The following is a 26,550-nucleotide window of genomic DNA, read 5'->3' on the forward strand; positions in this document are numbered from 1 at the left end:
GTTCGCATTCTGCTATACTACTAATAAGTAGAATGACTAGAAAAAAGAGGTGAGCAATCATGAAAAAAGTTTCGAAAAGACAAGAGGCCATATTAGATTTCATTAAAGAAGAGGTACGCACAAAGGGGTATCCACCATCTGTACGTGAGATTGGTGAAGCAGTTGGACTTGCTTCAAGCTCTACAGTTCATGGACATTTAGCTCGTTTGGAGCAAAAAGGCTTAATCCGACGCGACCCAACTAAACCACGTGCCATTGAAATTCTAGAGCCAGAGGATTCTATTCAAAAGCAACATGTTATACATGTCCCACTTGTTGGGAAAGTTACTGCAGGTTCTCCGATAACTGCTGTTGAAAATATCGATGAATATTTCCCACTACCGGATATTTATGGTACAAGTGAAGATCAGTTATTTATGCTAGAAATTATGGGTGAATCAATGATTGAAGCTGGCATTTTAGACGGAGATTTAGTTATTGTTAAACAAAAATCTACAGCTGATAATGGTGATATTGTAGTAGCAATGACTGAAGAGAATGAAGCAACAGTAAAGCGTTTCTTTAAGGAAAAAAGTCATTTCCGTTTACAGCCTGAAAACGCAACAATGGAGCCAATTATCGTAGACCAAGTTTCTATTTTGGGCCATGTTGTAGGTCTTTATCGCCGTGTTCATTAAAAGTATCTCAATAGCAACGTATAAAAAGAGGATTTTATGTTCGCAAATGGGCATATACCTCTTTTTTCTTATTTTTTGAGTGCCTTTTTATACACTAAAAAAGAACCCACTGTATAATGGATTCTTCCCTCTAGCAATGTCTTTAGTTAATTTAAAAAAGCTCATCCCCATAACGTGGGGGTGATTTTCGTTCCGGCCGGGTGCTTTGTTGCTGCCGCTTCGCTTTCGCACAGTTAAAACATTTGTTGCTGCCGCTTCGCTTTCGCACAGTTAAAACATTTGTTGCTGCCGCTTTGCTTTCGCTACAGAAAACATTTGTTGCTGCCGCTTTGCTTTCGCTACAGAAAACATTTGCCGCTGACGCTTCGCTTTCGCGCAGAGCTTCCTAGGGGCGTCCGATGAGCCGCTTTTATGGCATACATCTATTTTTTCATGTTTATCACCAAGGTTATCTTGCCATTGATACAAAATTCTATTCCGTAATGCTTATAAAGTTTTATGCCTCTACCTTGAATTTCAAACTCGCCTTTACAAATGCAGAGAATAATTTTTTTGATGCTTCATCTCCTACAATGGCTAGCTCTTCAGGATGCCATTGTACTGCTAGACAAAATGGTAAATCTTCGTGTACTACGGCTTCAACGATACCATCACTTGATTTAGCTGCCACTTTCAATTTTTCTGCTGCTGCGTTTATTGCCTGATGATGAAATGAATTTACCGCTATTTTTTCTTCCTCGATAATTGTTGTTAATAATGTATCCGGTGTTAGATGAACATGATGTGTAGCAACGCCCCGTGCCGCTTGTTGCGTATGCTTTATTAATTTTTTACTATGATATTCACTATCAATGTCCTGATAGAGTGTGCCTCCAAATGCAACATTCAGCATTTGAATCCCTCGACAAATCCCGAAAATCGGCATTTTCCGAATAGAGGCCGCTTCAATCAATGAAAGTTCTACTGAATCCCTTTCCGGATGAATCTTCCCTAACTTTGGTGTAGGTTCTGCACCAAAAAGAAATGGATGTACATCATGTCCGCCCGATAGTAATAATCCGTCCGTCAACGATAAAATTTGTGCTACATCCTCTTCAACTCCAATCGGAATTATAAGAGGTACACCCCCAGCTTCAATTATACTTTTGCTATAAGCAGCATTTAATCTTGAGGACAAATCATCCTCCGCAAAGGCTGTTATTCCGATAATTGGTTTCATCTTATCCCCTCCATGATCTTTATCTAGCATTAACTACCTATAAAAGCTTGAAGACTATTAATCATCGAAGGACTCCCCCACTGATTAATTACCAAAATCCAAGATACCAATTCATCAACGCATCCCCATAGAAATAGATAATAAGAGCAGCTAAAGCAATAGAAGGTCCGAATGGTATAGGCGTTTTTCTTCCCTGTCCGCGTACTTTTAACATTACTATTCCAACAATCATGCCAATGACAGCAGCTAAAAATAGCGTTAGAAGTGCATGTATTGTCCCGAGTACAAGACCAAGTAAAAAGAATAATTTAATATCGCCACCACCCATTCCACCTCTTGATAGGACAGCTATACAATATAATATGCCAAAACCTACCAAAGCACCAACTATACTGTCCCACCACGGAGACAAAGGAGATATGACGCGTCCCAAAACTAGCAATGGTAAAAAGAATAATAGCACTTTATCGGGTATAAGCATATAAGCAAAATCCGACACGACAATAATGACTAATAATGAAATAAATAATAGCGCTACAAAAAATTCTGCACTAAAGCCTAATTTCCAATAAGCAAATGTAAATAACATGCCTGTTATAAGTTCCATCAATGGATAAAGCCAAGAAATTTTTTGCCCACAGCTTCGGCATTTTCTCCCAAGAAATACATAGGACAAAACAGGTACCAAATCAAATGCCGTCAACTGTCTCTTACAAGAAGTGCAATGCGAGGGTGGACGCACAATGGACTCCTTCAGAGGCACACGTAAACCAACTACATTAAAAAATGAGCCTAAAACGAGCCCAAATATGAAAACTGTAATTGTATAAGCAATCTCCATTTTTATTTCCTCCTATACTAATAGACGCCCATACATTGGAAGTATGCGCGCCAATCAATCTATTGTTGTCCTTCATAATAGAACGTCGTTACTTGTATGGTAGATTTTAAGGTTGGATCGGCGTCCTCCTGGAATTTCTCTTCTTCACCAGTCAATGTGAAATCGATAGCATCAATTTTCATCACACGATCAATTTTTTCAATCTCTTTTATAAACTCAACCATCGCATTATTATCCAGTGCAACAACATCAATATTAAATGTTACTAATTTTAATTCCTTTGGTAAGGAATCTTTATTGAAAGTAGCCGATGGTATTTTATCTTTCGCTTCAGGTGATTCATCATTCTTAGCAGTAGCTTGTTCATCCGCTTCAGTTGCAGATTGCTCTGTATCAGCCAGTTCCTCAGAATTTGTCAAATTGGGATCTGTCATAGTAGAATCCATTACGAGTGAATCATAATTATTAAAATCCATAGCTTCTACCCGTGTCCCCGTCACCGCTTCAATCTCTTCAATATTTCGAATTACTTCATCAATAGCTCGAGTTTGAGGTACTTTTTTATGTAATGTTAAATTACTTGCACTAGCTGATTTGCCATTCTCTTCAATTAAAGCAATCTGCTTCTGAATAGTAGACATTTCTTGTTGAAGGGAGCTAATTGAACTTTCCTTCGCATCTACTTCTTCTAACTTAGGTGTTACTAAATAGTAATATAGCGCAAATAAAATGGCTGCAATGAAAGCTGTTAAGATAAGAATCGTTGAATTTTTACTATTAGTCATGATTCTCTACCTCCAGCGAGAAATTTAAAATCAATTCCTAATGTAATCGTTACCGAATAACGTGGCACTTCCTTAAACTTGTTCTTAGTATTTTCTTCCTCTTGATTTCCTATAGATACATCAAAATCAAAATTAGAAATAGTATCAACCTGAATATCATTGAAATAACGGCTTGCTGTTAGCTTTTCTAAATAAGATGATATGGCTGACATTGTTTCAAAATCAGCCGTAACCTCAACATTTTTTTCACCAAATACATAATCCCTTAAATACGTTTGCTCTGGTAACAATACTTGGGTTTCATCCATTAAGGGCGTCACTGGATACGAGACTTTTTCCACAAATTGTACAGATTGTTCCAATGAGCCTTCGTTCACATTTCGCTTTACATCTAACTCCGTTTGAAGTTGTTCGTGTTGGGATGAAAGCTCCACTTCCTGCGCACTTAATTTTGTAAGATCACTTTTTGCTTGGAAAAACAAGAAAATCATATATCCTACTATCATACCAATAAGAATTATAAATACTACATAGATTAAAGTAGGTGTTGAATGCTTTTTTTCTAAATCCGGTAAGAGGTTTATTTCTGGTACCATCAGTTAACCTCCTTTAACGCAAGTCCAATTAAACTTGCGAATTTCTCTGAAAATTGAGGAAATGATTTTTGAATGACTGAATCATTTAACATAATAATCGGTGTCATAAAATTATTTTCTAAAAACTCTTCAATGGTAGGAAGTAGTGGATTATCTCCTAAAATGATAATCTCATCGACACTTTTCTCACCCTTATGTAAGGAAAACTTAAAAAAATTCATGATACGATCGATTTCAAGCATTTGATCGGTAAGAATGATACGATAATCGTCTTCGGCATCTAAACGATAAGAAAAACTAAACTCCTCTTTTTCTTCAAACTTCCACTCCGATAAATCTGTATCAAATGATTGGTACCGTAAAAATTCCAATTGACCAAACGAAAAAATACTTATCGACAATTCATTGATGGACCAATCCGCTATTAAATAAGTTCGATTATCTTTTATTAATTGCAAATACTCTAACAGACGAATATTACACAATGCACGAATATCTGCTACTTGAGGTTCTAATGAAGCATCGAGTAAAAGTCCAATCATTTTCGTCACTTCTTCTGAAGGTGCTGCAAATAGCATCGCCTGCCCATCACTAGGTTTTGGATCATACACATCAATAAGTGGATCTTGGAATGGAAGATGAATAGATTGACCAAGCTCCATCTCCACATACCCTTTTAATTCATGCCACTCTATATCATCAGGATGCTCAAAGCTCTTTAACAAAACGGAAGTATCCGGTACAAAAATACGCGCATTTTGCTTTTTGCCTGCCCATTTTGCCACATCATTTTTCATGACATCAAACAATTCCATTTCATCATGAATAACAGAACCCTCAACCATTCCCTGTGCTAATGGCATTTCATAGCCCTTCCATTGCGACGGATCAGCACCTTTTGCTACAATCGCACGTAATATATAATCCTTTATCTCAATCGACACATGCGATTTTTTCTTTTTTATAAACATGTGAAAAGATGCCTCCTTTTTGATTTTTATAACAAAAATCAAATATATTAATCTTTCATTTGAACATCCAATTTGCGAATTGGATGTTCTTTGAAAGATCATTACTTATTCATAACTTTATTTAAAGCTTTTTCAGTTATTTCTTTATCTTTAGCTGTATAAAGACCACTGATAGTAAATTTATCTTCATTTTTAATATTTGCTAATTTACTATAAGTTATAGTATATTTTTTCCCTGTTTTTTCCACTTTATCATTAGTATCTAAATCACCCTCAAAAACGTCTGCAAGTACTTTTGCGTCACAGGTAATAGTACCTGCACTATTTGGTTCACCACAAGCTCCATCAACAATAGCAATTTTTGCACCCGCCAGGACACCAGCAGCATCTGAAAGAATCGCTTTATCTTTAGAATTACTAATAATATTCCCAATCGCAGGAATTGCTATCACCGCAATAATAGCAAGAATTACGATTACCGCTAATAGCTCGATTAGCGTTAACCCTTTTTGATTTTTTAATAGTTTTTTGTTCATGATTTTTTTGAACATCGGTGTTCCTCCTTATAATTGTTATAATTAGTCCGAAAATATGTACACCTACTTCAACAACAACTACTACCGTCTTTTCTATACCACCCCCTTTATAGTTAGAACGCTTACATATTTTCGTATAATGCGAACATTGGTAAGAAAATTGCTGCGACAATCACTCCTACAACCGCTGCTAAAACGAGTATCATCAATGGTTCTATGAGCGATTTTAATGTATCAACGGAGCGATCTACTTCTTCCTCGTAGAAATCTGCAATTTTTTCGAGCATATAATCAAGCGAACCTGTTTTCTCTCCGATAGAAGTCATTTGGGTTACTAAAGGAGGGAATAGCCAACTTTTTTCTAGTGGCTCAGATAATGTCCCGCCTTTTTCTAGGTTATCTCTTGCCTCCAGTACAACTTTTCCTACAACTGGATTCCCTACTACTTTTTCGACAATAGTTAGTGCATGTAGAATGGGCACTGAACTACTGAAGAGGGATGCTAAGGTTCTGGTCATACGAGCGATTACATTTTTTTGCATTAAAATACCAAATACAGGCAATCTTAATAATGCATAGTTCACATTGTAATGAAATTGCTTATTATTTTTATAGAAAAATCGAAATAGAAGAATCGACAATATGAGAATCCCAATTGCAACATACCAGTATGCTATTAACCAATCTGAAATACTGACAACAACAACCGTTAATATTGGCATTTCTATGTCCATTTCTTCAAAAGTAGCCATAAACGTCGGAACGATAACGATCATTAAAAACATACCTACCGCGATTGTTAGCACAGATAAAATAGCTGGATATGTTAATGCTGATTGTACTTTCTTCTTAATTTTGAATTGCTTTTCAAGTGTCCCTGCTAAACGCTCTAACGTCTCATCGATATTCCCCGTTGCCTCACCTGAGCGCATCATATTAATAAACATTACTGGAAAAACCTTAGGATGCTTGGCGGCTGCATCTGAAAATGCTGTACCCCCTCGTATATCTTCTTCCACTTGTTGTAAAGCTCTTTTCAATGCTTTACTTTTGGTTTGCGAACTTAAAATATGTGTTGCCTCTACAATTGAAACGCCAGCACGGATTAGTGTTGCGTATTGGCGACAGTAAATAACGAAATCCTGGTGCTTTACTTTACCGCCAATGTTTAAGTCTTTGTGTAAAATGCTTTTAGACTCTTCCAGCTCACGGGCATTAATGCCTTGTGCTCGTAATTTTTCAAGTGCTACCTTTTTGTTAGTCGCATCGATGATTCCTTTTTTGTGTGCACCAGTTTTTGTGCGTCCACTATATCGAAAAACGGTCAATTATAATCCCCCGCATTCATATATGGCCTTGCGTCTTCCAATGAAATTCTCCCCATGGCGATTAGCTGCTGCATCGAAGATTCCAAAGTATGCATACCTAACGCTTTATTCGTCTGCATAACAGTAGGAATTTGGTGAACTTTTTCATTTCGAATTAAATTTGAAATAGATGGTGCTTGTACTAATATTTCAGTTGCAGCAATTCGCCCCGTGGCATCTTTACGTACAAATAAACGCTGTGAAATAATGCCCACTAAAACATTGGCTAGTTGCACACGAATTTGACCCTGCTGATGTGGTGGAAAAACATCAATAATACGATCAATCGTAGTCGGAGCACTACTTGTATGTAATGTCGCCATCACTAAATGGCCCGTTTCTGCCGCTGTAATGGCTGTTGAAATTGTTTCGTAGTCACGCATCTCGCCTACTAAAATAATGTCGGGGTCTTGACGAAGAGCAGCACGCAAACCATTGGCAAAGCTCTGAGTATCCACCCCTACTTCACGTTGATTGATAACGGATTTTTTATGTGTATGTAAATATTCAATCGGGTCCTCAAGCGTGATAATATGCTTTGATGTTGTTTCATTAAGATGATCAATCATTGCAGCGAGTGTTGTAGATTTACCAGAACCTGTTGGACCTGTTACTAAAATAAGACCCTGTGGCTTTTCTGCTAATTGATAGAGTATCTGTGGCATATTTAACGATTCAATAGAAGGAATTTTTGCTTCAATCAAACGGGCAGCGATTGTCACTTCATTGCGTTGATGATAGGCATTTACACGAAAACGACATTTCCCTTGCAATGAATAGTTAAAATCGGTTTCCCCTTTATCATGAAACTCTTGCAATTTATGCTCAGGTAAAATAGTTGTCACCATTGTCTGTAATTCTTCAGAAGTTAGGAGTTCACTCCCATAATGTTCTAGTTGTCCATGGATACGATAGATGGGTGGGATCCCCTTTGTTAAATGAAGGTCAGACGCTTTTTCTTCAAATGCGCGTGTTAATAGCTCATCGATATTTCTACATGTTGTCATGAACGATTCACATCCTAATCTGCATTTGCTACACGCAATACTTCTGAAGTGGTTGTTTGTCCTTCTACTACTTTTAACAACCCATCTACTAGTAATGTGTAATAGCCTTCTTGTTTCATATAATCACGGATCGCACTATCGCTACTTCGACTTAAAATCATTTCTTTAATATTGCGATCGATTGGTAAAATTTCATGAATAGCCATCCGTCCGCGATACCCTGTTTGATTACACGAAGGACAGCCTCTTCCTCTTCTACCATGTGTAACTCCTTCAATACCGTTCTTATGCATTATTTCCAATTCATGATTAGTAAAAGTATAGTCTTCTCCACAATCTCGACAAATTCTTCGTACTAAGCGCTGTGCCATAATTCCTACTAGTGAGGAGGATAATAAAAATGGCTCTACCCCCATATCCTGAAGTCGAGAAATCGACTCGACTGCACTATTTGTATGTAAAGTACTTAAAACTAAATGCCCTGTTAACGAGGCACGTACTGCTATTTGCGCCGTTTCAAAATCCCTAACTTCACCTATCATTACAATATCTGGGTCTTGACGCAAAATTGAGCGTAATCCAGTTGCAAAAGTTAAGCCTACTTCTTCCTTCACTTGAATTTGGTTTATCCCATCAAGCTGATATTCAACCGGATCCTCAACTGTAATAATGTTGACACCCTCTTCATTCAAGTTAGTTAAGGCAGCATATAATGTTGATGATTTCCCTGATCCTGTAGGGCCGGTAATGAGCAGAATCCCATTCGGATTGGCAATCATGTTTCGGAAAAGGGCCTCGTTTTGCTCTGTAAAACCAAGCTTGTCAATAGAATTGGCAACACTACTTAAGTCTAAAATACGCATTACAACTTTTTCTCCATAAACAGTTGGAAGTGTGGAAAGTCGAATATCTACTGGTCTGAAATTAACATTCGTTTTAATGCGTCCATCTTGAGGAATTCGATTTTCCGTAATATTTAAATTCCCCATAATTTTAATACGGGCTAATACTATATTTTGCATATGTTTCGGTAACGAACGCTCTGTTCTCAAAACGCCATCCACTCGATAACGAACCCTTAACTCCGTCTCTTGCGGGTCAAAGTGGATATCGCTCGCACGTTGGGCAACTCCATTAGCAATGATCTGATTAACTAGGCGAACAATTGGAGAATCCTCTCGTTCAATTTCCTCTTGTGTTTCAGCAACTGTTGCACCTATATCGAGCAATGCAGCTTCCATAGATTCTTGCAAATCATAGTATTTCGTTAGCGTACGATATAAATCATCCTTAGCCGCAATACTCGTTTCGATTTGGCAGCCCGTCGCCATACGTACTTCTTCAATTGCAAAATAATCCATCGGGTCAGCCATCGCGATAAACAGTTTATTTTTTTCACGACGGATTGGAATAATATTTGTTCGTTTAGCGAGTTCAGCCGGAACAAGCTGAAGTAAATCCGGGCTGATAGAATATTGATTCAAATGAATGTGTGGGATTCCTAGCTGAAACTCTAGTACTTCGATTAACTGTTGCTCGGTTAGAATATTTTCTTTTATAAGAAAATCTCCCAATTTCTCTTCTTTTGTTTTATTTGTAAGAGCAAATTCTAATTGCACATTTGTAATAACACCAGATTCGACAAGTAAATCACCTAAGCGCTTTCGTCCAGTTTTTACGACCATTTGCGTTTGCTCCTCTCTTTACGGGCTTGTTTGTATAAAATTCCCACCTTTATCGTAATAACCGTATACAATTTCAGGGTCATTCGGGTCTTTTGAGGTGTTCGTATTTGCAGATGTATCTTTATTCGTTTTTGTAGCACTATTGTCGGATTTTTTATTTTCATATTGTGTATCCGGTAATCCATCTCCATCTAAATCCATTTGTAAGTCTGGATCATTAGAATTTACCTTATCCGTTCCACTACCGTTTTCTGGAACAACAGGCTGTCTTGAAGATTTCACAATGATTTTATTAACGGGTGGATAATAGTCACGGCTGACTAGTTCCTCCGTGGAGTTACCATTTTCTAAAATCGAACGATAAACTTCGACCCGTACCCCTTCTTGACCTTTTTGAATAACCTCTTCGCTGCCTACTGGTAAGTCTTTAGAATAGCGAATAATGACCCGTGGTTGTATGATCTTATCTTTACTAACTCGAACAGTGATTTCTTTTTCTTTCTTTTGAGCTAATAATTCCACTTTTAAAGAATCACCTTCTACTGTCAGTTTTAATTTATTCGGTTGATCCGACCGGTTTATAAATTGCAAATCTTTATCTAACGCTTGGTTTACTTTCGCATCCAGACCTTGTTGTAAATAATTTGGCTTCTCTCCTTGGGAATGTCTCTCTGAAATCTCATATTCGGTTTGAAGAGCAACATGATAAAGCATAGAGGCGACGAAATTAATCGCTTCACTATCTGATTCTTCATATTTTTCTTCTATCATTGTTAAAAAAGAAAACGGCTCATTCGGTAAAACAATAGAATCATTTACTGTATTCGCTAATTTTTCAACACCCATTGCATTTGTAGGGATTTCCTCAATTGATAGAGCTAAACGGTCCGATTCTATTAAATTAGTATCTGCAACTGTTGCAGCGACTTCGTGAGTTTTTAAATTGGAAGCTTCGGTGATAATCGTATTTAAAGTTTTTTCAACCTCCCATACACCAATAGACTCAAGCTGCTTCTTCACTTGATCATCTACTTCCACATGTAAGGGTATATGTATCGCTTGTTCTTGCTTCCAGAAAGCAAGCCAAGACTTGTCTGTTAAACTATGATATTCAGCTATAGAACTCTCTACATCAAATACAAATAATTTTGGATCCAGTGAAATCGTAATATTGGCTCCTTCTACGCTAACAGGAGCGTCTCGCCAAATATTAATAGCCTCTTGTAAAGCATATTCAATACCATCACCCTCTAAATCCTTAACCGATATTCCTCCGATTGTAGATTCAACACCTTTAGCCAGTGCACTATCTACGATCATATTAGGTACCCAGACTGTTAATAAGATGATTAGAACAGCTACCATTGCGCCTAACTTCAAATATAATTTCATAGCCTCATCACCTTTACAAATATAGTAAGAAAAAGAATGTCTATTTACTCATATAAAACAATTACTTTTTATTCATATTTTTACAATACAATACAAACTATATTTAAAAATGAGTCTTTCGTCCTAAAAACAGTTAAAATTTAGTGAACTTATCTTTTGTAAGTATGAAATTGTATTTACCATTGAAATGTTGTTAATGTGTTTTATGGACTACAAAACAAGGGCATATATCTCCATAAAACTTTCGATGCATACAGATTGAATCAACCACCCTAGATAGAAAAGACTATTAATTTCAGGTTCAATTGAAAGGTTGCATTTTAAATTCAAATAGCACCCTCTTTTTTATTCTCACCAAGTTTTTAACCAATATTAAAATAAGGGTTATTTAGAAAATCTGAATTCATTCCAGACATTCTAAATAACCCTTTTCTATTACTTTCTCACACGCAATAGGAACCCCATCCAACAATCGTCATAGACAGCATTATAAGCTTCTCTAAAGCTAACTATATAGTTGTAAAAATAATGTCATTACTAAGAAGACAAGCTTAGTATTCTATTGTATAAAAGTCAGAATGTCGGATTCTAAATAACCTCTTCATGCTCCGTGATCTTTATTCTACTTCAAGCATACTATTAGAAATTGTTAAATTATTATTTTCTTCAAATACTAAACCACCATTTGATATTGTATCTTCAATCGTTTTTGGTTTGTAAGTAACAGTTGACCCTCCACTCGTATTTACTGTATAAGCCATTATTCCTCCTATAACTTCTCCTGATCCTCCCATTGTAACTTTTGCGTCGGGGGCATAAATATATAGGTTGTGATTATAAGACCCTCCTTCAATAGTGATATTTGATCCACCTGCATATAGATTTCCTTGTACGCTACCCGAACCATTTATTTTTATATCAGCTGATTTGGCATATATAGAAGCTTTTGTTTTTGTATCACCAGTAAAATCCATTAACGAAGTGCCTGTATAATATACACTTAATTGCCCTATGTCCCCTGTATTATTCATACTCGAATCTCCCTTTAAATTAAAGGTATCCATAATATACAAAGTTAATCTACCACTTCCCATAATATTTAAATGCCCTTGAGAGAAGTCAAAGTTATCTATATATAAATTTTTGTCTGAATCACCTACATCTATAGTTAACGTTCTGTCCGAAGAAACCGTAAGCGTTTTCAAGTACATATTTTGAGTAAGTGGGAGCGTACCACTAAAGTTTTGATACCCATTTATGTGTCCATTTCCTCCACCATCAATCTTAATTGAATTATTTTGTAACGTTAATTCAGTTTTATTACCACCAATGGTAACTTGTACCGACTCTGTATACGGTCTTGTGCTTAAACTAGTAAATTCATTATCCGGGAAAGGTGGTAATACTTCCTTCGGAAATGCAACATTCCCTATAATCTCATTAGTAACATTCATCCAGCTCGGCTTCGAAAACTTATCTGGAGTTGTTCCGATCTTACCAGTAATTTTAGCACTCTCTTGTGTAATATTAATTTTTCCACTTTCAGAAACAACATCCCCATTAAGTTTACCGCCTCCAAGTTCGATGTTTTTTATTGCGTGGATAGCAGCGGAATTTGAAAAACCAGAGCCCGTTCCGCTCCCTAAATCGATTGTAATTGTCTGTGCTACTGTTCTCGTTTTCTTGCCAATATTACCAACGGACGTTATTTTATATTGTAATTGTTCAGTACTTTCTTGAACAACTGTTACATTTGCAAAAGTTTTTTCATTAAATTGTTCATCAAAAGTTACTGTATCAGCATATGTTGATTGATTCTTTTCAAAGATTTTTTCTAAGCTACTTTCAAATGCTTCTATAAAATCTGACTTAAATTTTTCCGGCTTTCTTTTATCAGGAGGTAGCTTATTGAATTTTTTTCTATTTTCATCGTATGTAATTTTAACTAATTGTTCTACTTTACTTTTTGTACTGTTTAAGCCACCTTCCGCAATGTAAAAAACAGATTGGTCATCTCGCTCATTAGCAGACATCTTTAATGAATTAGCAGTAAGTGTTAAAAGCGTAATTCCAAGAACTGAGATAAAAGCGATTGTCAAAGTTACTAAAAGTAATGAATAGCCATTTTCTTGTTTTAGATTCTTAAACATTTAGCTGCCTCCCCTAAAATAGATTGTTGATGAAAAAGGCTTACTATCTGGCGTTGTAATATCAATAATTACATGACTCCGTTTATCTTCAATGTTAAAATCAAGCACATTCGCTGCAATCATTTCATCATTTCTCGTAATCGTCTGATCCTTTTGGTGGTATACATAAGTATATTTTTTATTATTTTGATTATTAATTAGTGTATATTCTGTATACTCATCTAAAGCCTTTTTATGAATTTCCGTAGATTTACGCGTATCTTTAGTAACAACTTTCAAAATATAAGTTGTGTCAGATAATTGAATAGTCGATTTCATTTGTTTATCACTTGTAGTCTTACTGTTCGTTAAGATAGACATAAGAACAATAGATACAATCGTAGCTATTACAGTAACAGCCAAAACTTCTAGTAAGGTTACGCCTCTCTCATTTTGGAATTTAGACATATGAACCACCTCTTTTCTTACAAGCTAAAGATATTTTGCATTTTCGCTTTTAATGTCGCCCCTCTTGAATCATAAACTTCGATAGTAATCCTAACGGTATTATCATGCGATATATCTTCAGCATTCACTATTATGATTTCCTTATTTTTAGCATTAGAGGGTGTCACTTTATACCGAGTGATATTACCTGTTGAATTCACTTCATCCTTTTCAGCTAAGTACGGAAAATTAGATTCCCAAGTTTCGATCGTGGTAGATTTAAAGTAGTTATACATTTTCTCCATTTCCTTTTGCGCTAAATAGGTAGCATCAATAATTTGTTCAGAGCTTTTTCCGGTTTTATTCGATTGAATGAGTAAGCCGAAAAAGGATAATAAAATGATAGTTATTATAACTAAGGAAGCAACAACCTCAATTAAAGAGAATCCCCCTTGATTCTTAAATAATTTTCTATTTTGACGCTTCATTTTCTCCCTCCTTATGCTGATCATACTTTTTAGTAATGTAAGTTAATCAATTATGCCTCGGCATAATCACGTCTGGAATCGGCTTTGCGCTTTTTCCTGCAGATGTTTTTTGTGCGAAAGCGCAGTGCTAACGTAGCGACAGCGGCTAACATCCCCTAAGCACTCCTCTCCGATTCCGTGACATCCGCCGGAGGATTTGGGCCAACGTGATGTTGGTCATTCAGTCGTGTGTTGTTGTTCTTGTTGCTGTCGCTTCGCTTTCGCACAGTTAAAACCGTGTTGCTGTCGCTTCGCTTTCGCACAGTTAAAACCGTGTTGCTGTCGCTTCGCTTTCGCACAGTTAAAACCGTGTTGCTGTCGCTTTGCTTTCGCACAGATAAATTGCCACAGGACGTGGCGAGTTCCTCTGTTTAGCAGGCGTTTGGACACCCGCTGAAAGAAGTTAAAAACACATTAGACTTAAACACTAAAACAATAGTACTTATAGTAATTAAACCTTCCTATTAATTGAATATTTTCTGTGCTAATTATACTATTTCATATATAAACATCATTTACAACACTACTTTTTCGTATGAATTTGTATTTATTTTTAAATTTTTCAATTCCTAAAATATGTAGATCAAGCTAAGTTTAAATGATCATATAAAGCGATTAGATATAAAAAAACCGTTTACCATAAAATAAAGGTAAACGGTTTTAATGTTGTTTTAGTGTAACTCCATACTTTAGATATATATTATTTATTTATTTCTTCAACAACCTACCCGACAACAGCAAACCAATCCCACCTATCAAAATAAACAGGACAGCTCGTATTAATAAGTCTAGGGCGGATAAATCAAAGAATATAAGCTTAATAAACGCAATCACTAAAATAACAAAACCTGTTAGGCGTAATGTCTGTAAGTTACGCACGGTACTAAGCCATAGTGAAATACTGGCTGTCAGGAATAATGTGATCGTTGAAAAGGCAATGCTTAGTTTCCAATCAAGCAAACTATTATAGGAAAGTTGATGTATAAGACCCCAAACCGATATCATCGTAAGCACAACGCCTGCACTTACAACTTGGTCTAGAAGTTTCTCTGCTTGCTCTTGATAGATTTGATAAATGCGACCCTTCATCAGTACATCAATCATAATTGCTACGATTACAGCAATATACACGATTCTTGTTACTATATTTAGCCACTCGACACCTTGCATATTGTACGGAATAATTTCAAGCATTACGGTGAAGAGAACGAAAAATCCACCAAGGACTGGCGTTAATGCACGCCCTTTGTATTTTGTTGGTACTAAAAGTGATCCCGCGAAAAGTAAAGCGAGGATTAAACACGTTAGATGCGGGATATTACCAACACTTGCAAAGTACAATTCATCCAGCTTTCCGATATAGGCTAAGAAATAACCAGCCGTAATAACTGCTAAAATATCAATCACATATATTTCCTTCATAAACTTTTCGAAGGATGTCAGTGTCTCTTTTGGACGTCTCGCATATACATAAATAATTAGGAGATATATTCCCGGCATTATTAAGCTAATATGATCTATGCTGAAGAATGGTGTCGGCTCATGAATAATAAAGTTTAAAGCGAGTGTAATTGTAAATGAAAATGAGCCGACAACCTTCATCATACTTGCTCGTAATCGTAAACTCATCATAACGCCTGTAAAGGTGATGAACGGGAAGAGCAATTGATCTACTCCCCCTGGTAAATTCATAACTAGTAGCGTATTACATAGTGTAATAAATGCGAGTGTTACGGCACTATCAAATGCCTCCTGCCATTTTTGCTTATAGCCATAACCCGCTACAGCTGCAAACAAGCTGACTACTATGAGTAATAGTGCTTCGCTATATTCAATTGGTCTAATAATAAAGTTCAGGAGTAATAAACTAAAAGTTCCTAGACTGAACTGGAGTCCGACATGAATATTTTTCAATTTAGACTCTGCGTTATATAATCGGCACCAACTCGTGTAATAAATAGTTAGAACAACAAGGAATCCTATTGCAAAAACAACTCGGTTGTCATGGTTCATAAACGCTATAATGCTGACAGCTAGCAAAGAGAAAAAGGTTGCTAGATAGAATGCCAACTTCTGCTTGTGTTGAAGAATGACAAATTGCAACATCATAAATAGCATAACCACATAGATTAAGATGATAACAGGACTAAAATCCATATATTCTAGTAAATATGGTAGTAATAATGATGTAAACGCTACAAATATTGTTAGTACTTCATTTTTCTTTAAATAGCTAATAACAATACCGTAGCCGATATAAACAACAGCAATAACAAGTGCCATCGTTAAACCTATGATTTCATACAATATCGCACTTGCGGCTGTTGTTAATATCCCAACAATAAATGCACCACCGTATAAAGAAATTGTTATAGCCGGTGATCCTGTTTTTTTACGCTCTAACACATAAGCTATTACTGCTAAGGCAAGAGATAATACGTAGGCAAGGATAATTTTAACCTCATTCGCTAAATAGCCATAATCACTCACAAGCTTAAGTCCCCAAAGTACCCCCATCACTAAAATGACCATAAATAATTTTGGAAGTGCCCACATAATACGTTCTTCCAATGTTCGCTGTGGCTGCACCTTTTCTTCTGGATTTGTCATTATTTTCGGCTTTGGTTCCAAGTTTGAATTTGGCTTTAGGATTTGCGCTGGTTTTGGTGCAAATTGATCAACCATGGATTGCCTAGCACTCAAGGCATTTGATTTTCCAACAGGTTGCTGACGTTTTAAGCCTTCTAATTCCTGCCGTAAATCCATCATTTCCTGCTCGAGCTTGGCAACCCTCTGCTCCATTTCAAGCGACATTCAATCGTCCTCCCTACTTTATCTTTATCAATTTTTTATCATTATAACACATTTATCCAAAATGTAAAATTACACTTTTAATTTATTTCCACCCTTTTTATCTAGGTCTTCTATACATTAAAGCACGTTGACTATCACTGGTTCCCCGCGTTGTAGGATCTACGACAACTCCTAATAAAGCGAAAATTGATAATACGGTATTTAAGATAGTTATTGCCTGCTCACTCATCGCACTCGTTAAATCATAACCAAAAATAGCTGCTACTTGCTGTGCGAGTAATACAATCAACGAAAAAAGCGCTAATAAAAATGGTTTATGCTGAAAACGGATCTTCCAGTTAATTCTCATAATTGCTCACCTCCCCTTCTCATCCACAGTATATGCTCGACCGAAACGTACACATATGCAAAAATGGAGCTATAACCGTGGATAAAGGAGGTGTTATTAAATACTATTCGATTACGGGAGCACTATTAACCTTCGACAGAAAAATTATGTTCCTCTCTTCCATCGGGTAATTTAAAGAACGGAATGTTAAAAAAGCCATCTCATTACTGAGATGGCTCGATGCCTTTATGTTTATCAAATTTCCGTGCAACGTAAACTAACCCATAAACAAGTGGTGTTGCAACAATGGAGGCCAAAAATTTAAATATATACTGTGTGATAAATAATGTCAGTAACACCTTAAATGGCATTATTCCAAAAAAGGCTATCGTAACAAATAATGCCGTATCGATGAGTTGGCTTAGCATCGTAGAAGCATTGTTTCGAAGCCAAAGCTTTCCGTCTCCATGCTTTTCTTTAAATTTACTAAATATCACTACATCCAAGTTAACACTGACCGAATAGGCTATAAGACTTGCCATAATGACACGCATACTGCCGCCGAGAATTGTCTCAAACTCCTGCTGATGAACAAAGGCTTGTGCAGGTGGTAGTTCAATGGCTATAGCGATAAAGAATACCGCAAACACTTGAGCAATAAGCCCTGTTCTAACCGTGCGACCACCCGCTTCCTTACCATAGACCTCGCAAATTACATCAATAAGGGGATACGTAAAAATAATTAAAATCGCTGCGGCTGGAAGCACCATCCATTCGCCTATACTAAACACTTTAACAGCTAAAACATTAGCTAAAATTAAAAAGCCAACAAACAATCCATTTAAATAGTAAAGCATCAGCGATTATCCACCTTTTCAGGATACATATCGTGGTTCATCAAACGATGCTCCACCATTTTTTCATATTTTGTGCCTGGTCGGCCATAGTTACACCAAGGATCAATGGACAAGCCACCACGAGGCGTAAACTTACCCCATACTTCAATATAGCGCGGCTCAATCAGCTTAATTAAATCATTCATAATGATGTTGACACAATCCTCATGAAAGTCCCCATGATTACGGAAACTAAATAAATATAGCTTTAATGATTTACTCTCGACTAGCTTTTTATCTGGAATAAAAGAAATATACATTGTTGCAAAGTCAGGCTGCCCCGTCATCGGACATAGACTCGTGAATTCCGGGCAATTAAATTTTACAAAAAAATCGTTTTTCGTATGCAAATTATCGACTGCTTCAAGTATTTCCGGTGAGTATTCAAATAAATACTTTGTATTTTGGTTCCCAAGGAGTGTTAAATCCTGTAAACCTTGTTCTTCATTTCTTCCTGCCATAAAAAATGCCTCCTCAAATTGTGAGAAGTCCATTGCGTGAAACCAAATAAAAAAAAATCGCCATATCCGCATTTTCGGATATGGCGTAGATGACGTCATCCATAGTTTTTTATAGAGGGTATGCGCTATGAACCTCTTTCTTATTCGCTAGTTATATTAACTTAATGAACGCACTCCGTCAACTAATTTTTTCACAATATGGAATTGACAAAAATACTCTAACGTTGTATGGTTAGTTACACAAGTAATTAACCAATCAACATAAGGAGGTGGATTGTGATTCACTCTTTAAACAATGAAAAGCCCATTTTCCAACAAATACGCGAACGAATAGAGGATGGAATTTTAGATGGACTCCTACAACCCGAAGATCGCATTCCATCCACAAATGAATTCGCAAAGGAATATCAAATTAATCCTGCAACAGCTGGAAAGGGCGTGAACGAATTAGTGGACAAAGGCGTAATTTATAAAAAACGTGGCGTCGGCATGTTTGTGAGTACTGACGCTCGTGAAATATTAATTGCAGAGCGTAAGGAAAATTTTTTTACGCAACATATAGAGCCGTTAAAGAAAGAAGCAATAAGATTAGGTATCTCAGATAAAGAATTACAAAATATGTTACAGAGGGGTTAACGTATGAAAATCGAAGTGAAAAATGTTAGTAAATCATATAGACATAAGGAAGCTTTAAAAAATATCTCTTTTACAATTGAGGGACCAAAAATCATTGGATTTTTGGGTCATAATGGCGCTGGTAAAACAACATTCTTAAATTTATTATCCGGACTTATTTCAACAACTAAAGGAAACATATCAATCAATGGAGAAAATGTTTTCAATGTACCTTTAACTTTACGTGATATTTGTTTTGTTGCAGAGAATGGAAACTTTCAAGAGGAAATGACAATTGCACAAACGTTAAAGGCAAATAGCTTCTTTTATCCAAAATGGGATGGAGAGCTCGCAATGGAGCTACTAGAAGTTTTTGCTCTAAATCCAAAAGATAAGGTTCGCAGTTTATCAAAAGGAATGTTGTCTGCGTTAGGCATTATTACAGGCTTTGCGAGTAACGCAGGGATTACAATCTTTGATGAACCTTATATCGGACTCGATGTAGCTGCCCGAAATACTTTTTATGATTTATTGATTGAACAACAAACCGACAATCCAAGACTCTTTATATTGTCTACACATTTAATTGATGAAGCAAGTAAGCTATTTGAGGAAATACTTATTTTACACGAAGGACAATTAATGCTTCAGAAAACTGCGGAGGAATGGCATAAGCATATTGTTGCAGTAAAAGGTAATCCTTCTGATGTTGAGCAGGCAATTAGTGGTCTGAAAATTATTTATAAGCATACGTTTATGCAGGAGCTAACTGCAATTGTCTTCACTGATGGTCAATCCATTGAAGGACAGAATATTATGCTTGAACCTGTTTCATTACAGGATATGTTAGTGTATTTAAGTAAACAGCAGAAAGAGAGGGCTATTAAATGAATACAGTAAAGGGAAGCTTGTATGTATTATTTCAAAGCTACAAAAAACAAATTATAACTTTTTGGTGCATTTTATTTTTGATCGTCCTATTGTCGTTTTTCTTAGATACTTTTTTTGACCTGTATATTTATAATTTTTACATTATGATTTCTATACCTGTTTATATCTTCTCCAGTATCATGGCTGCAAAGTTACTAAATAAAACCCTATCCTATTTTTTAAGGCTTGGTTTAAGTCGCTTGCAATTTATGTTTAATGTAGGGCTCTTTTTCATCTGTTGGAGCTTAGTAGGCGCCTTCATAATTGGCTGTACACAAAAAATACTTACTAACGTTTCTAACATATTCATTATTCATCCTATTTTACTTTTTAATAATTCCCCATCATTTTTACAAACGATGACATTGGATACTGTTCTACTGCTCTTCTTCCTAACTTCCGGCCTTTTATTGAATATCGTCTTTTATCGCTTAGGAACTCTTGGCGGTTACAGTTTTATAGGATTACTCGTATTAATTCCGATTGTTACAATCATTTTCAGATGGTATACTCCTCTGTTTGACCTACTATCAAATATATCTAGCTTCGCTCTATTAAGTGGTTTATTAGTTTTTAGTATATTACTCTACTCTATCATAACAATGGCGATCAGAAATACTTCTGTCAATCCAGCATAATTATTGCTATTCGGCATACTTTCAAAAAGAAAATGATGCCAAGACCAAAAACTATAGGTCTTGGCATTTTCCAGCTGAATTAACCACGTTCATCCTCTAGCGTTGTATAGTCAATGGAATTAGCAATGTCAACTAACACTTCAGGTGTCACCTTATTTGAAACCCTTTTATCAATCCACAGCATATATTGCCAATCTTCTCTTTCGAAAGCAAGTACATTAAAACCCGAGATTTCCATATAGATTGAAGTCGTTCCCTTTTTCAATACGAAAGTCTTTACTACACTTTCCTTTTTAACTGGAAACTTATACTGAATAGGTCGAACCGTTATTTTATAATGATGTTCAGGTAGTTGATTATTAACAAGTGTAACTTCAAAAAAATCGTTCATGTCACCATCTAGATCATTAAACCGACCAAAATGATGCGTAAAACTAATTGGAGGTACTCGAAGTGGTAGCTTTAGTCCTTGATGAAAGTGCCGTTCAAAATCGTAGGCAGCTCCTTCAACCGTTTTATAGCCTATTTCAGGATAGACTTCTTCATAAGAACTAGGTGAGTCTTTTATATAGGCATCACTAGGTTGAGAAAATAACAAATAACAAGAACTTAAGCAGAGAGAAAAAATTCTGTCCATTTTATCACCTCAGTATCATCACTTTAAACGTAGTTTTTCCCAACTCAATGAATTTATGTGCAAGCTATATTTTGTTCACTGATTTCCTTTTTATAGATATTCTCCTTTCTCGCGCGTACTTTAATAAAGAAAAAAGCAATTGTTCGCACTAGTAAAATGCGAACAATTGCCTTATAAATCTAGAAAAGTAAATGCGCAACTAATGCTGCGATTGGTAGTGAAATAATCGTACGTATTAAGAAAATAACTACTAGATCTAAAAATTTCAGTGGAATTTTTGTACCTAAAATAAGGCCACCGACTTCAGACATATAAATAAGCTGTGTAACAGAAACGACAGCAATCACAAATCGTGTCGTTTCAGCTTCAATTCCAGCTCCTAAAATTGAAGGTAAAAACATGTCAGCAAAGCCAACAACCATCGTTTGCGCTGCCTCAGCTGCTTCTGGTAAACCAAGTACTGTTAAAATAGGTTCAAACGGTTTTCCTAAAAACGCAAAAATATTAGTGAATTCAGCAAGCATTAAAGCAACCGTACCAAATGCCATAACGATTGGCGCTACACCAATCCATAAATCCAAGACATTTCTAAACCCATCTTTCAAAAATTGACGTGGATCACGATTTGCATGTGCAACGGCTAATGCATTTTCTAAGCCATGAGACACAGAATTATAGCCTTCAGGTAATTCCTCACGTGATAAATCTACTGGTGTACCGTCTATATAAGTGTCTTCTTTATTAGCAAGCGGAAAAATTCGCGGCATAACGATCGCTAACACGAGACCGCAAAGTACAACCGTTAAGTAATATGGAATAAAATAGCGTGACAAATGCACTGTATCTAATACTACGATACAGAATGTGATGGATACTACAGAAAAGCTCGTTGCAATAATGGCTGACTCTTTTTTCGTATAGTTCCCCATTTCATATTGCTTGCTCGTCATAAGAACACCAATTGTTCCATCACCAACCCACGATGTAAGTGCATCAACTGATGAACGACCTGGGCTTTTAAAGAGCGGACGCATGATTTTTACCATCATCGTTCCGAAAAATTCAAGCAATCCGAAGTTTGTTAAAAACGGTAATAGTAGGCCTGCAAATAAGAAAATCGTAAATAAAAATGTTACTAAACCACCGTCAGGGTTCATTAATAATCCACCCGTATTTTCATTATTAATCGCGGATGGTCCAAAATTAAACACGACCATTGAGGCAAATACTAATCCAATGACTCTTATAATTGTCCAAAACCAATTTACATAAAATAATGTATATAAAATACTAGATTCCTTTGTATTATTCTGAGGAACAAATTTGGCAATGAGTGAACCAATTGCCGAAATCGCAAAAATGATTATAGTAAAGTAACTAATAATAGGTGCAACAAAACCTGCTAATAAATTTGCTAAAATAGCAATCGGAACTTTCCATCCATCTTCCGTTAAGACTGGTGTCATAAATAATAGTACACCAATAAGAGACGGAATTATGAAGAAAAAGTAGGAAGAAGTAGGATATTTTTTCATCATTTAAAGCCTCATTTCTTTAGGTTTTTTCGAAGTTTTATACATCAAGCTTGTTAGGTACTTTAAAACCGCCAAGAAATGTATATCTGTATAAAGTATTGCATTCATCAATCTGGCATTTCCGAGTAGTTAATGAATGATCAAATAAAGAACATTCCTTTAAAAAGTAATAAAGGAATGCCCAAACACTACTTTTTTATAATTTAAATTCTCAATGCATAAAGTTTTTTAGAATAATCACTATCATTCATTTTTATGAGCTAAAAAATATCGTAAACCTACGATACATCGGTTAATTCTACAACAAAATGCATTTTTATTCAATCTATAATTTAATATTATTATTATTCTCTTCTAATAATATCTGCAATTCTTTTTGTATCATTACTTTTTAACAAAGCTCAATTTTACAGTGGCTGACGATGTCTGAAAGAAGTTGAAATTTGGTGAAACTCTCCATTAATCATACCTATTTTGATTGCCTAAGAGATTTAACCAGCCCTTAATAGGCATACAAATAGACCATATCGTCATTTATCTCATATGTTAATTATGAACCACAACTTATCAAAACAGGAGGTTTTACCATGGAAAGACATATGCAACATATGCAGCATATGCATCACATGCAGCATATGCATCACCATCATCATGCAAAAGGCCCGCATTGTTGTCCACCACTTACATGTCCAACTCAATATGAGCCGCCACATTGTTGTCCACCAGAGGAATATGTACGCACAAATTACATCCATACAGTTGTACCACATGTACAGCCAGCACATGTAACAACAGTTAATAAACATATAATTGATCATCAGTATCATTTCCCTTGCACAGAGTGCGTAGTGGATGAATGTTGTGAAACTCATACGCTTTGCGAAATGCCACCTGAGCCTTGCCATATGCCACATCATCACCATCACCACATGGGGCACCATCACCATCATATGGGTCATCACCACCATATGGGGCATCATCATCACATGGGGCATCATCATCAACATCACCATCAGCAGCATATGCCGTGCCACCATCAGATGGGCTATTAAAATAGAGGCGATGAGGTTACTCTGTACATGATGGTTTCTTACATCATAACTTGTTTATAATGTTACGCTTATTATAAAAATGTACATTACTAAATTCCAATTTTAGTAGTGTACATTTTATTTTTTGCTGCTTAACATTCCTACTAGGACATTAAGAAAGTCTCTACACCATTTTTTAATAACGGCGAACCCATTCACTTACAACCCTATCTGTCACTCCGATTCTTCCACGATTTCAATCATAGATTCATCTCCATTTAAGTATCGATGGACTGCTTGAATCGTTGTTCGGCATTTACTTTTGCCATAAAAAAAACCCCGTAAAAGTTAGATTGATGTCTAACTTTTACGGGGCAGTTCAGAGAATCCCTTACGCTTTTTTGTTCTTAGTTGATCTCAGTTTCTAATGTTTCTTTCCAATCTTGTCCATAGTCATCTTCATCAAGAACAACGTTATAAATTTTCCATTTACCATCATCACTTTTCTTAAGATGAGCAGTTCCTGATAAGTCGATTTTCATGTTAAAAGACATATCTGGCGCTGTCAAAGATACTTTATATACTAAGTTATCAATGCGGACTTGAGCAAAATGATTATTTACAGAAACAGTATTGATCGCATATTCACCAATCTGTTCCATCTTGAATATAGCATCTGCTTCTTCAAACATCCCTGCCATACCCATACTATCAAGTGAATAAGCTAATTGGTAACCAATTGTCGTTTCACGATAAAGTGCTTCTAATGCTTTTAAGTCTTGTTGTTCAGTGAATTTCATCTCATCTTTAATGTTACGATCAACTGTTTGAATGATTGCAAGTTGATCTCCATCTGTTTCAGGCTCTAGATGCAAGGCACGGTCAATCATCACGATAGCTTCAGCACGAGTTGCATCATTGTAAGGTTTGAAAACATCTCCGTACCCTTTGATAATTCCTACAGCTGACGTTTTCATAACTGCTTCATAGGCGAAATTACCCTTTGGTACATCTGGGAATACTTTTCCTGTTGCTGAAAAATCAAGCTTTGAATCGAATGCACGGTAAATCATGACTGCCATTTCGTTACGAGTAATCTTGTCATTCGGTCGGAAAGTACCGTCTGGTTTACCATTGATAATGCCTTGGCTACTAGCAACCTTAACATACTCGTAATACCAATTCGCCGGTTTTACATCAGGGAACGATTTAACTGATTCACCTGCACGTAAATTCATCGAATTCACTAAAATTTTAGTGAATTCAGCACGAGTAATCGAATTTTTTGGTTTTATTGAGACGGATGTGTATTCATATTCCTCTCCATCTTCTTCAAACGATTCTGTTTCCACATATCCGTCTATGATATCCGAATACAAGAAGCGTTCCAATTCATTGTATGCCCAATGATCATAATCAACATCCTCCAAAAAATACATATCGATGGATTTTTCTGCTGCTTCTGCTGGCGAAACAGAAATAAGTCCAAACAATACAAGGGAAGATAAAAAAACATATAGTGCTTTCATTGGTTTGCTCCTACTTTCTTCTATTAAAATTTTACCAATAGACATAGTTTACATGACTGCTACAAATATATATAGAGTGCAAAATATGGAAATATAGAATATTTTCGAGAAAGACGATACATATAAATTTAGTCGTATTCCTTATGAAAATCTGGTGGAGGTTTTATTAGCTACAGATTTGGTTACATTAGAGGATCATTACGAACCGAAAAAGAAAGTATTTCAGGGAAAAGGGCATTTCCAGAGGGCGACGGAGTTTGATTATGAGGAAGAGCATGAATTGTTGAATTCCTCTTTTAGTGAAATTGATTTTGAAATGGCATATCAAATTGAAGTGGAACGATTAAAGAAAGAGGTGAAATTAGATAATTCGAAAGGTGAAAAAGGTTCGAGAGTTCTACCATAGGGACCATTAGTTCTAATCACAAATAAAAGCTGAACTAATGAGGAAATTAGTTCAGCTTAAAATTATTCGTTATAATGTTGCACATTCCATAAAGAATACTGATGTAACAAGCGAATTACTTTACCTCTTGACTTTTAATAAAATTGACTTCCCTATCGCAAAAATGGTTGTTGAATGCATCTTTCATCAGTCTATGTATCTATTCATTTCTTTTTTTTGTAAAATAATTAAATCTATTAGTGACCAAATGAAGAATAGTAATGGTAAACCACTGATGATTAAAAATGGAAAAAGAGAAGCAATCATCCCGTATTCTCCGTTACCTGATGACATAGCAACGATTAAAAACGCTACTGGAATTGTCGCGAAAAAAATCAAGAAATTAATCACACATGTAAATTTATAATACTTTAAAGAAGCTTCTACAGGTTCTTTTTTTCTGAAAAAGAAAAAAAAGGCGAATAGTAGAATCAAGTTGAACACTTTAGAAAAATAAAAACATCGTACGCGAAATCGTGTATTATTGAGGTTCCTACACCAATCAATAAGAA

At 35.9% G+C, this 26,550-nt stretch carries 28 protein-coding genes; 6 read left to right on the plus strand and 22 right to left on the minus strand.

Annotation, left to right across the window (positions count from 1 at the left end):
- The first annotated feature begins 59 nt into the window (after window positions 1-59).
- A complete protein-coding gene (gene lexA, locus ACFTQ7_RS13745; RefSeq protein ID WP_349659644.1) occupies window positions 60-677 on the plus strand; it encodes a transcriptional repressor LexA in 618 nt (205 codons plus the stop codon).
- A gap of 270 nt (window positions 678-947) precedes the next feature.
- Here lexA and ACFTQ7_RS13750 read toward each other — a convergent pair whose 3' ends face one another.
- From ACFTQ7_RS13750 to queF, 18 genes are all read right to left on the minus strand, one after another.
- Entirely contained in the window at window positions 948-1,145 is a 198-nt protein-coding gene (locus tag ACFTQ7_RS13750) for a hypothetical protein (RefSeq protein ID WP_386829394.1), read from the minus strand.
- A gap of 28 nt (window positions 1,146-1,173) precedes the next feature.
- Window positions 1,174-1,896 carry a gamma-glutamyl-gamma-aminobutyrate hydrolase family protein gene (locus tag ACFTQ7_RS13755; protein ID WP_386829396.1) on the minus strand — a complete coding sequence of 241 codons (723 nt, stop codon included), beginning with the start codon at window positions 1,894-1,896 and terminating at the stop codon, window positions 1,174-1,176.
- 88 nt (window positions 1,897-1,984) lie between these two features.
- On the minus strand, window positions 1,985-2,737 hold the full coding sequence (locus ACFTQ7_RS13760) for a prepilin peptidase (RefSeq protein ID WP_386829397.1): 753 nt from the start codon (window positions 2,735-2,737) through the stop codon (window positions 1,985-1,987).
- Between the two features lie 59 nt (window positions 2,738-2,796).
- Window positions 2,797-3,522, minus strand: coding sequence for a potassium transporter (locus ACFTQ7_RS13765; protein WP_386829399.1), 726 nt, complete (start codon window positions 3,520-3,522; stop codon window positions 2,797-2,799).
- Window positions 3,519-4,118, minus strand: a complete 600-nt coding sequence (locus tag ACFTQ7_RS13770) for a PilN domain-containing protein (RefSeq protein WP_386829400.1) — start codon at window positions 4,116-4,118, stop codon at window positions 3,519-3,521. Before ACFTQ7_RS13770 ends, ACFTQ7_RS13765 begins: the two co-directional genes overlap by 4 nt.
- Window positions 4,118-5,089: a type IV pilus biogenesis protein PilM gene (pilM, locus tag ACFTQ7_RS13775; protein ID WP_386829402.1), complete on the minus strand. Its 972-nt coding sequence runs from the start codon at window positions 5,087-5,089 to the stop codon at window positions 4,118-4,120. The genes ACFTQ7_RS13770 and pilM overlap by 1 nt, the downstream gene beginning before the upstream one ends.
- 101 nt (window positions 5,090-5,190) lie before the next feature.
- Window positions 5,191-5,640, minus strand: a complete 450-nt coding sequence (locus tag ACFTQ7_RS13780) for a prepilin-type N-terminal cleavage/methylation domain-containing protein (RefSeq protein ID WP_386829404.1) — start codon at window positions 5,638-5,640, stop codon at window positions 5,191-5,193.
- A gap of 107 nt (window positions 5,641-5,747) precedes the next feature.
- Window positions 5,748-6,953, minus strand: coding sequence for a type II secretion system F family protein (locus tag ACFTQ7_RS13785; protein WP_386829405.1), 1,206 nt, complete (start codon window positions 6,951-6,953; stop codon window positions 5,748-5,750).
- Entirely contained in the window at window positions 6,950-7,999 is a 1,050-nt protein-coding gene (locus ACFTQ7_RS13790) for a type IV pilus twitching motility protein PilT (RefSeq protein WP_386829407.1), read from the minus strand. Before ACFTQ7_RS13790 ends, ACFTQ7_RS13785 begins: the two co-directional genes overlap by 4 nt.
- Window positions 8,000-8,013: 14 nt before the next feature.
- The gene (locus tag ACFTQ7_RS13795; protein WP_386829408.1) at window positions 8,014-9,684 is read right to left on the minus strand and encodes a GspE/PulE family protein; all 1,671 of its coding nucleotides are present in this window, start codon (window positions 9,682-9,684) and stop codon (window positions 8,014-8,016) included.
- A gap of 18 nt (window positions 9,685-9,702) precedes the next feature.
- Complete coding sequence (locus ACFTQ7_RS13800; RefSeq protein ID WP_386829410.1) at window positions 9,703-11,076, minus strand: VanW family protein; 1,374 nt, start codon at window positions 11,074-11,076, stop codon at window positions 9,703-9,705.
- A gap of 617 nt (window positions 11,077-11,693) precedes the next feature.
- Complete coding sequence (locus ACFTQ7_RS13805) at window positions 11,694-13,226, minus strand: pilus assembly PilX N-terminal domain-containing protein (protein WP_386829411.1); 1,533 nt, start codon at window positions 13,224-13,226, stop codon at window positions 11,694-11,696.
- Window positions 13,227-13,673 carry a type II secretion system protein gene (locus ACFTQ7_RS13810; RefSeq protein ID WP_386829412.1) on the minus strand — a complete coding sequence of 149 codons (447 nt, stop codon included), beginning with the start codon at window positions 13,671-13,673 and terminating at the stop codon, window positions 13,227-13,229.
- Between the two features lie 17 nt (window positions 13,674-13,690).
- On the minus strand, window positions 13,691-14,140 hold the full coding sequence (locus tag ACFTQ7_RS13815) for a type IV pilus modification PilV family protein (RefSeq protein WP_386829413.1): 450 nt from the start codon (window positions 14,138-14,140) through the stop codon (window positions 13,691-13,693).
- Between the two features lie 747 nt (window positions 14,141-14,887).
- The gene (locus ACFTQ7_RS13820; RefSeq protein ID WP_386829415.1) at window positions 14,888-16,993 is read right to left on the minus strand and encodes a DUF2339 domain-containing protein; all 2,106 of its coding nucleotides are present in this window, start codon (window positions 16,991-16,993) and stop codon (window positions 14,888-14,890) included.
- A gap of 97 nt (window positions 16,994-17,090) precedes the next feature.
- Complete coding sequence (locus ACFTQ7_RS13825) at window positions 17,091-17,342, minus strand: phage holin (RefSeq protein WP_386829416.1); 252 nt, start codon at window positions 17,340-17,342, stop codon at window positions 17,091-17,093.
- A gap of 203 nt (window positions 17,343-17,545) precedes the next feature.
- Window positions 17,546-18,178 (minus strand): queuosine precursor transporter, encoded by a 633-nt coding sequence (locus ACFTQ7_RS13830; RefSeq protein WP_386829417.1) that lies wholly within the window; start codon window positions 18,176-18,178, stop codon window positions 17,546-17,548.
- Complete coding sequence (gene queF / locus ACFTQ7_RS13835; protein ID WP_386829419.1) at window positions 18,178-18,678, minus strand: preQ(1) synthase; 501 nt, start codon at window positions 18,676-18,678, stop codon at window positions 18,178-18,180. The genes ACFTQ7_RS13830 and queF overlap by 1 nt, the downstream gene beginning before the upstream one ends.
- A gap of 276 nt (window positions 18,679-18,954) precedes the next feature.
- Between queF and ACFTQ7_RS13840 the strand changes: the two genes are divergently transcribed.
- Genes ACFTQ7_RS13840 through ACFTQ7_RS13850 form a run of 3 tightly spaced genes read left to right on the plus strand, consistent with a single transcriptional unit; the run spans window position 18,955 to window position 20,861 of the window.
- Complete coding sequence (locus ACFTQ7_RS13840) at window positions 18,955-19,314, plus strand: GntR family transcriptional regulator (RefSeq protein ID WP_386829420.1); 360 nt, start codon at window positions 18,955-18,957, stop codon at window positions 19,312-19,314.
- 3 nt (window positions 19,315-19,317) lie between these two features.
- The gene (locus ACFTQ7_RS13845; RefSeq protein ID WP_386829422.1) at window positions 19,318-20,184 is read left to right on the plus strand and encodes an ABC transporter ATP-binding protein; all 867 of its coding nucleotides are present in this window, start codon (window positions 19,318-19,320) and stop codon (window positions 20,182-20,184) included.
- Window positions 20,181-20,861 carry a hypothetical protein gene (locus tag ACFTQ7_RS13850; protein WP_386829424.1) on the plus strand — a complete coding sequence of 227 codons (681 nt, stop codon included), beginning with the start codon at window positions 20,181-20,183 and terminating at the stop codon, window positions 20,859-20,861. The genes ACFTQ7_RS13845 and ACFTQ7_RS13850 overlap by 4 nt, the downstream gene beginning before the upstream one ends.
- A 79-nt stretch (window positions 20,862-20,940) precedes the next feature.
- On the opposite strand, the gene ACFTQ7_RS13855 is transcribed toward ACFTQ7_RS13850, so the two are convergent.
- Window positions 20,941-21,498 carry a hypothetical protein gene (locus ACFTQ7_RS13855; protein WP_386829425.1) on the minus strand — a complete coding sequence of 186 codons (558 nt, stop codon included), beginning with the start codon at window positions 21,496-21,498 and terminating at the stop codon, window positions 20,941-20,943.
- Between the two features lie 179 nt (window positions 21,499-21,677).
- Entirely contained in the window at window positions 21,678-23,033 is a 1,356-nt protein-coding gene (locus ACFTQ7_RS13860; RefSeq protein ID WP_386829435.1) for a YjiH family protein, read from the minus strand.
- Window positions 23,034-23,620: 587 nt separating this feature from the next.
- Here ACFTQ7_RS13860 and ACFTQ7_RS13865 point away from each other — a divergent pair.
- On the plus strand, window positions 23,621-24,085 hold the full coding sequence (locus ACFTQ7_RS13865) for a CotD family spore coat protein (RefSeq protein WP_386829426.1): 465 nt from the start codon (window positions 23,621-23,623) through the stop codon (window positions 24,083-24,085).
- 386 nt (window positions 24,086-24,471) lie between these two features.
- Here ACFTQ7_RS13865 and ACFTQ7_RS13870 read toward each other — a convergent pair whose 3' ends face one another.
- Window positions 24,472-25,593, minus strand: a complete 1,122-nt coding sequence (locus tag ACFTQ7_RS13870; RefSeq protein WP_386829427.1) for an S-layer homology domain-containing protein — start codon at window positions 25,591-25,593, stop codon at window positions 24,472-24,474.
- Between the two features lie 154 nt (window positions 25,594-25,747).
- Here ACFTQ7_RS13870 and ACFTQ7_RS13875 point away from each other — a divergent pair, with 154 nt between their 5' ends.
- The gene (locus ACFTQ7_RS13875; protein WP_386829428.1) at window positions 25,748-25,999 is read left to right on the plus strand and encodes a hypothetical protein; all 252 of its coding nucleotides are present in this window, start codon (window positions 25,748-25,750) and stop codon (window positions 25,997-25,999) included.
- Between the two features lie 186 nt (window positions 26,000-26,185).
- Here the strand turns inward: ACFTQ7_RS13875 and ACFTQ7_RS13880 are convergent, their stop codons facing one another.
- Window positions 26,186-26,377: a hypothetical protein gene (locus ACFTQ7_RS13880; RefSeq protein ID WP_386829430.1), complete on the minus strand. Its 192-nt coding sequence runs from the start codon at window positions 26,375-26,377 to the stop codon at window positions 26,186-26,188.
- Between the last annotated feature and the right edge of the window lie 173 nt (window positions 26,378-26,550).

This window comes from Lysinibacillus sp. NPDC056959 (assembly GCF_042674095.1).
Classification (GTDB): Bacteria; Bacillota; Bacilli; order Bacillales_A; family Planococcaceae; genus Lysinibacillus; species Lysinibacillus zambalensis.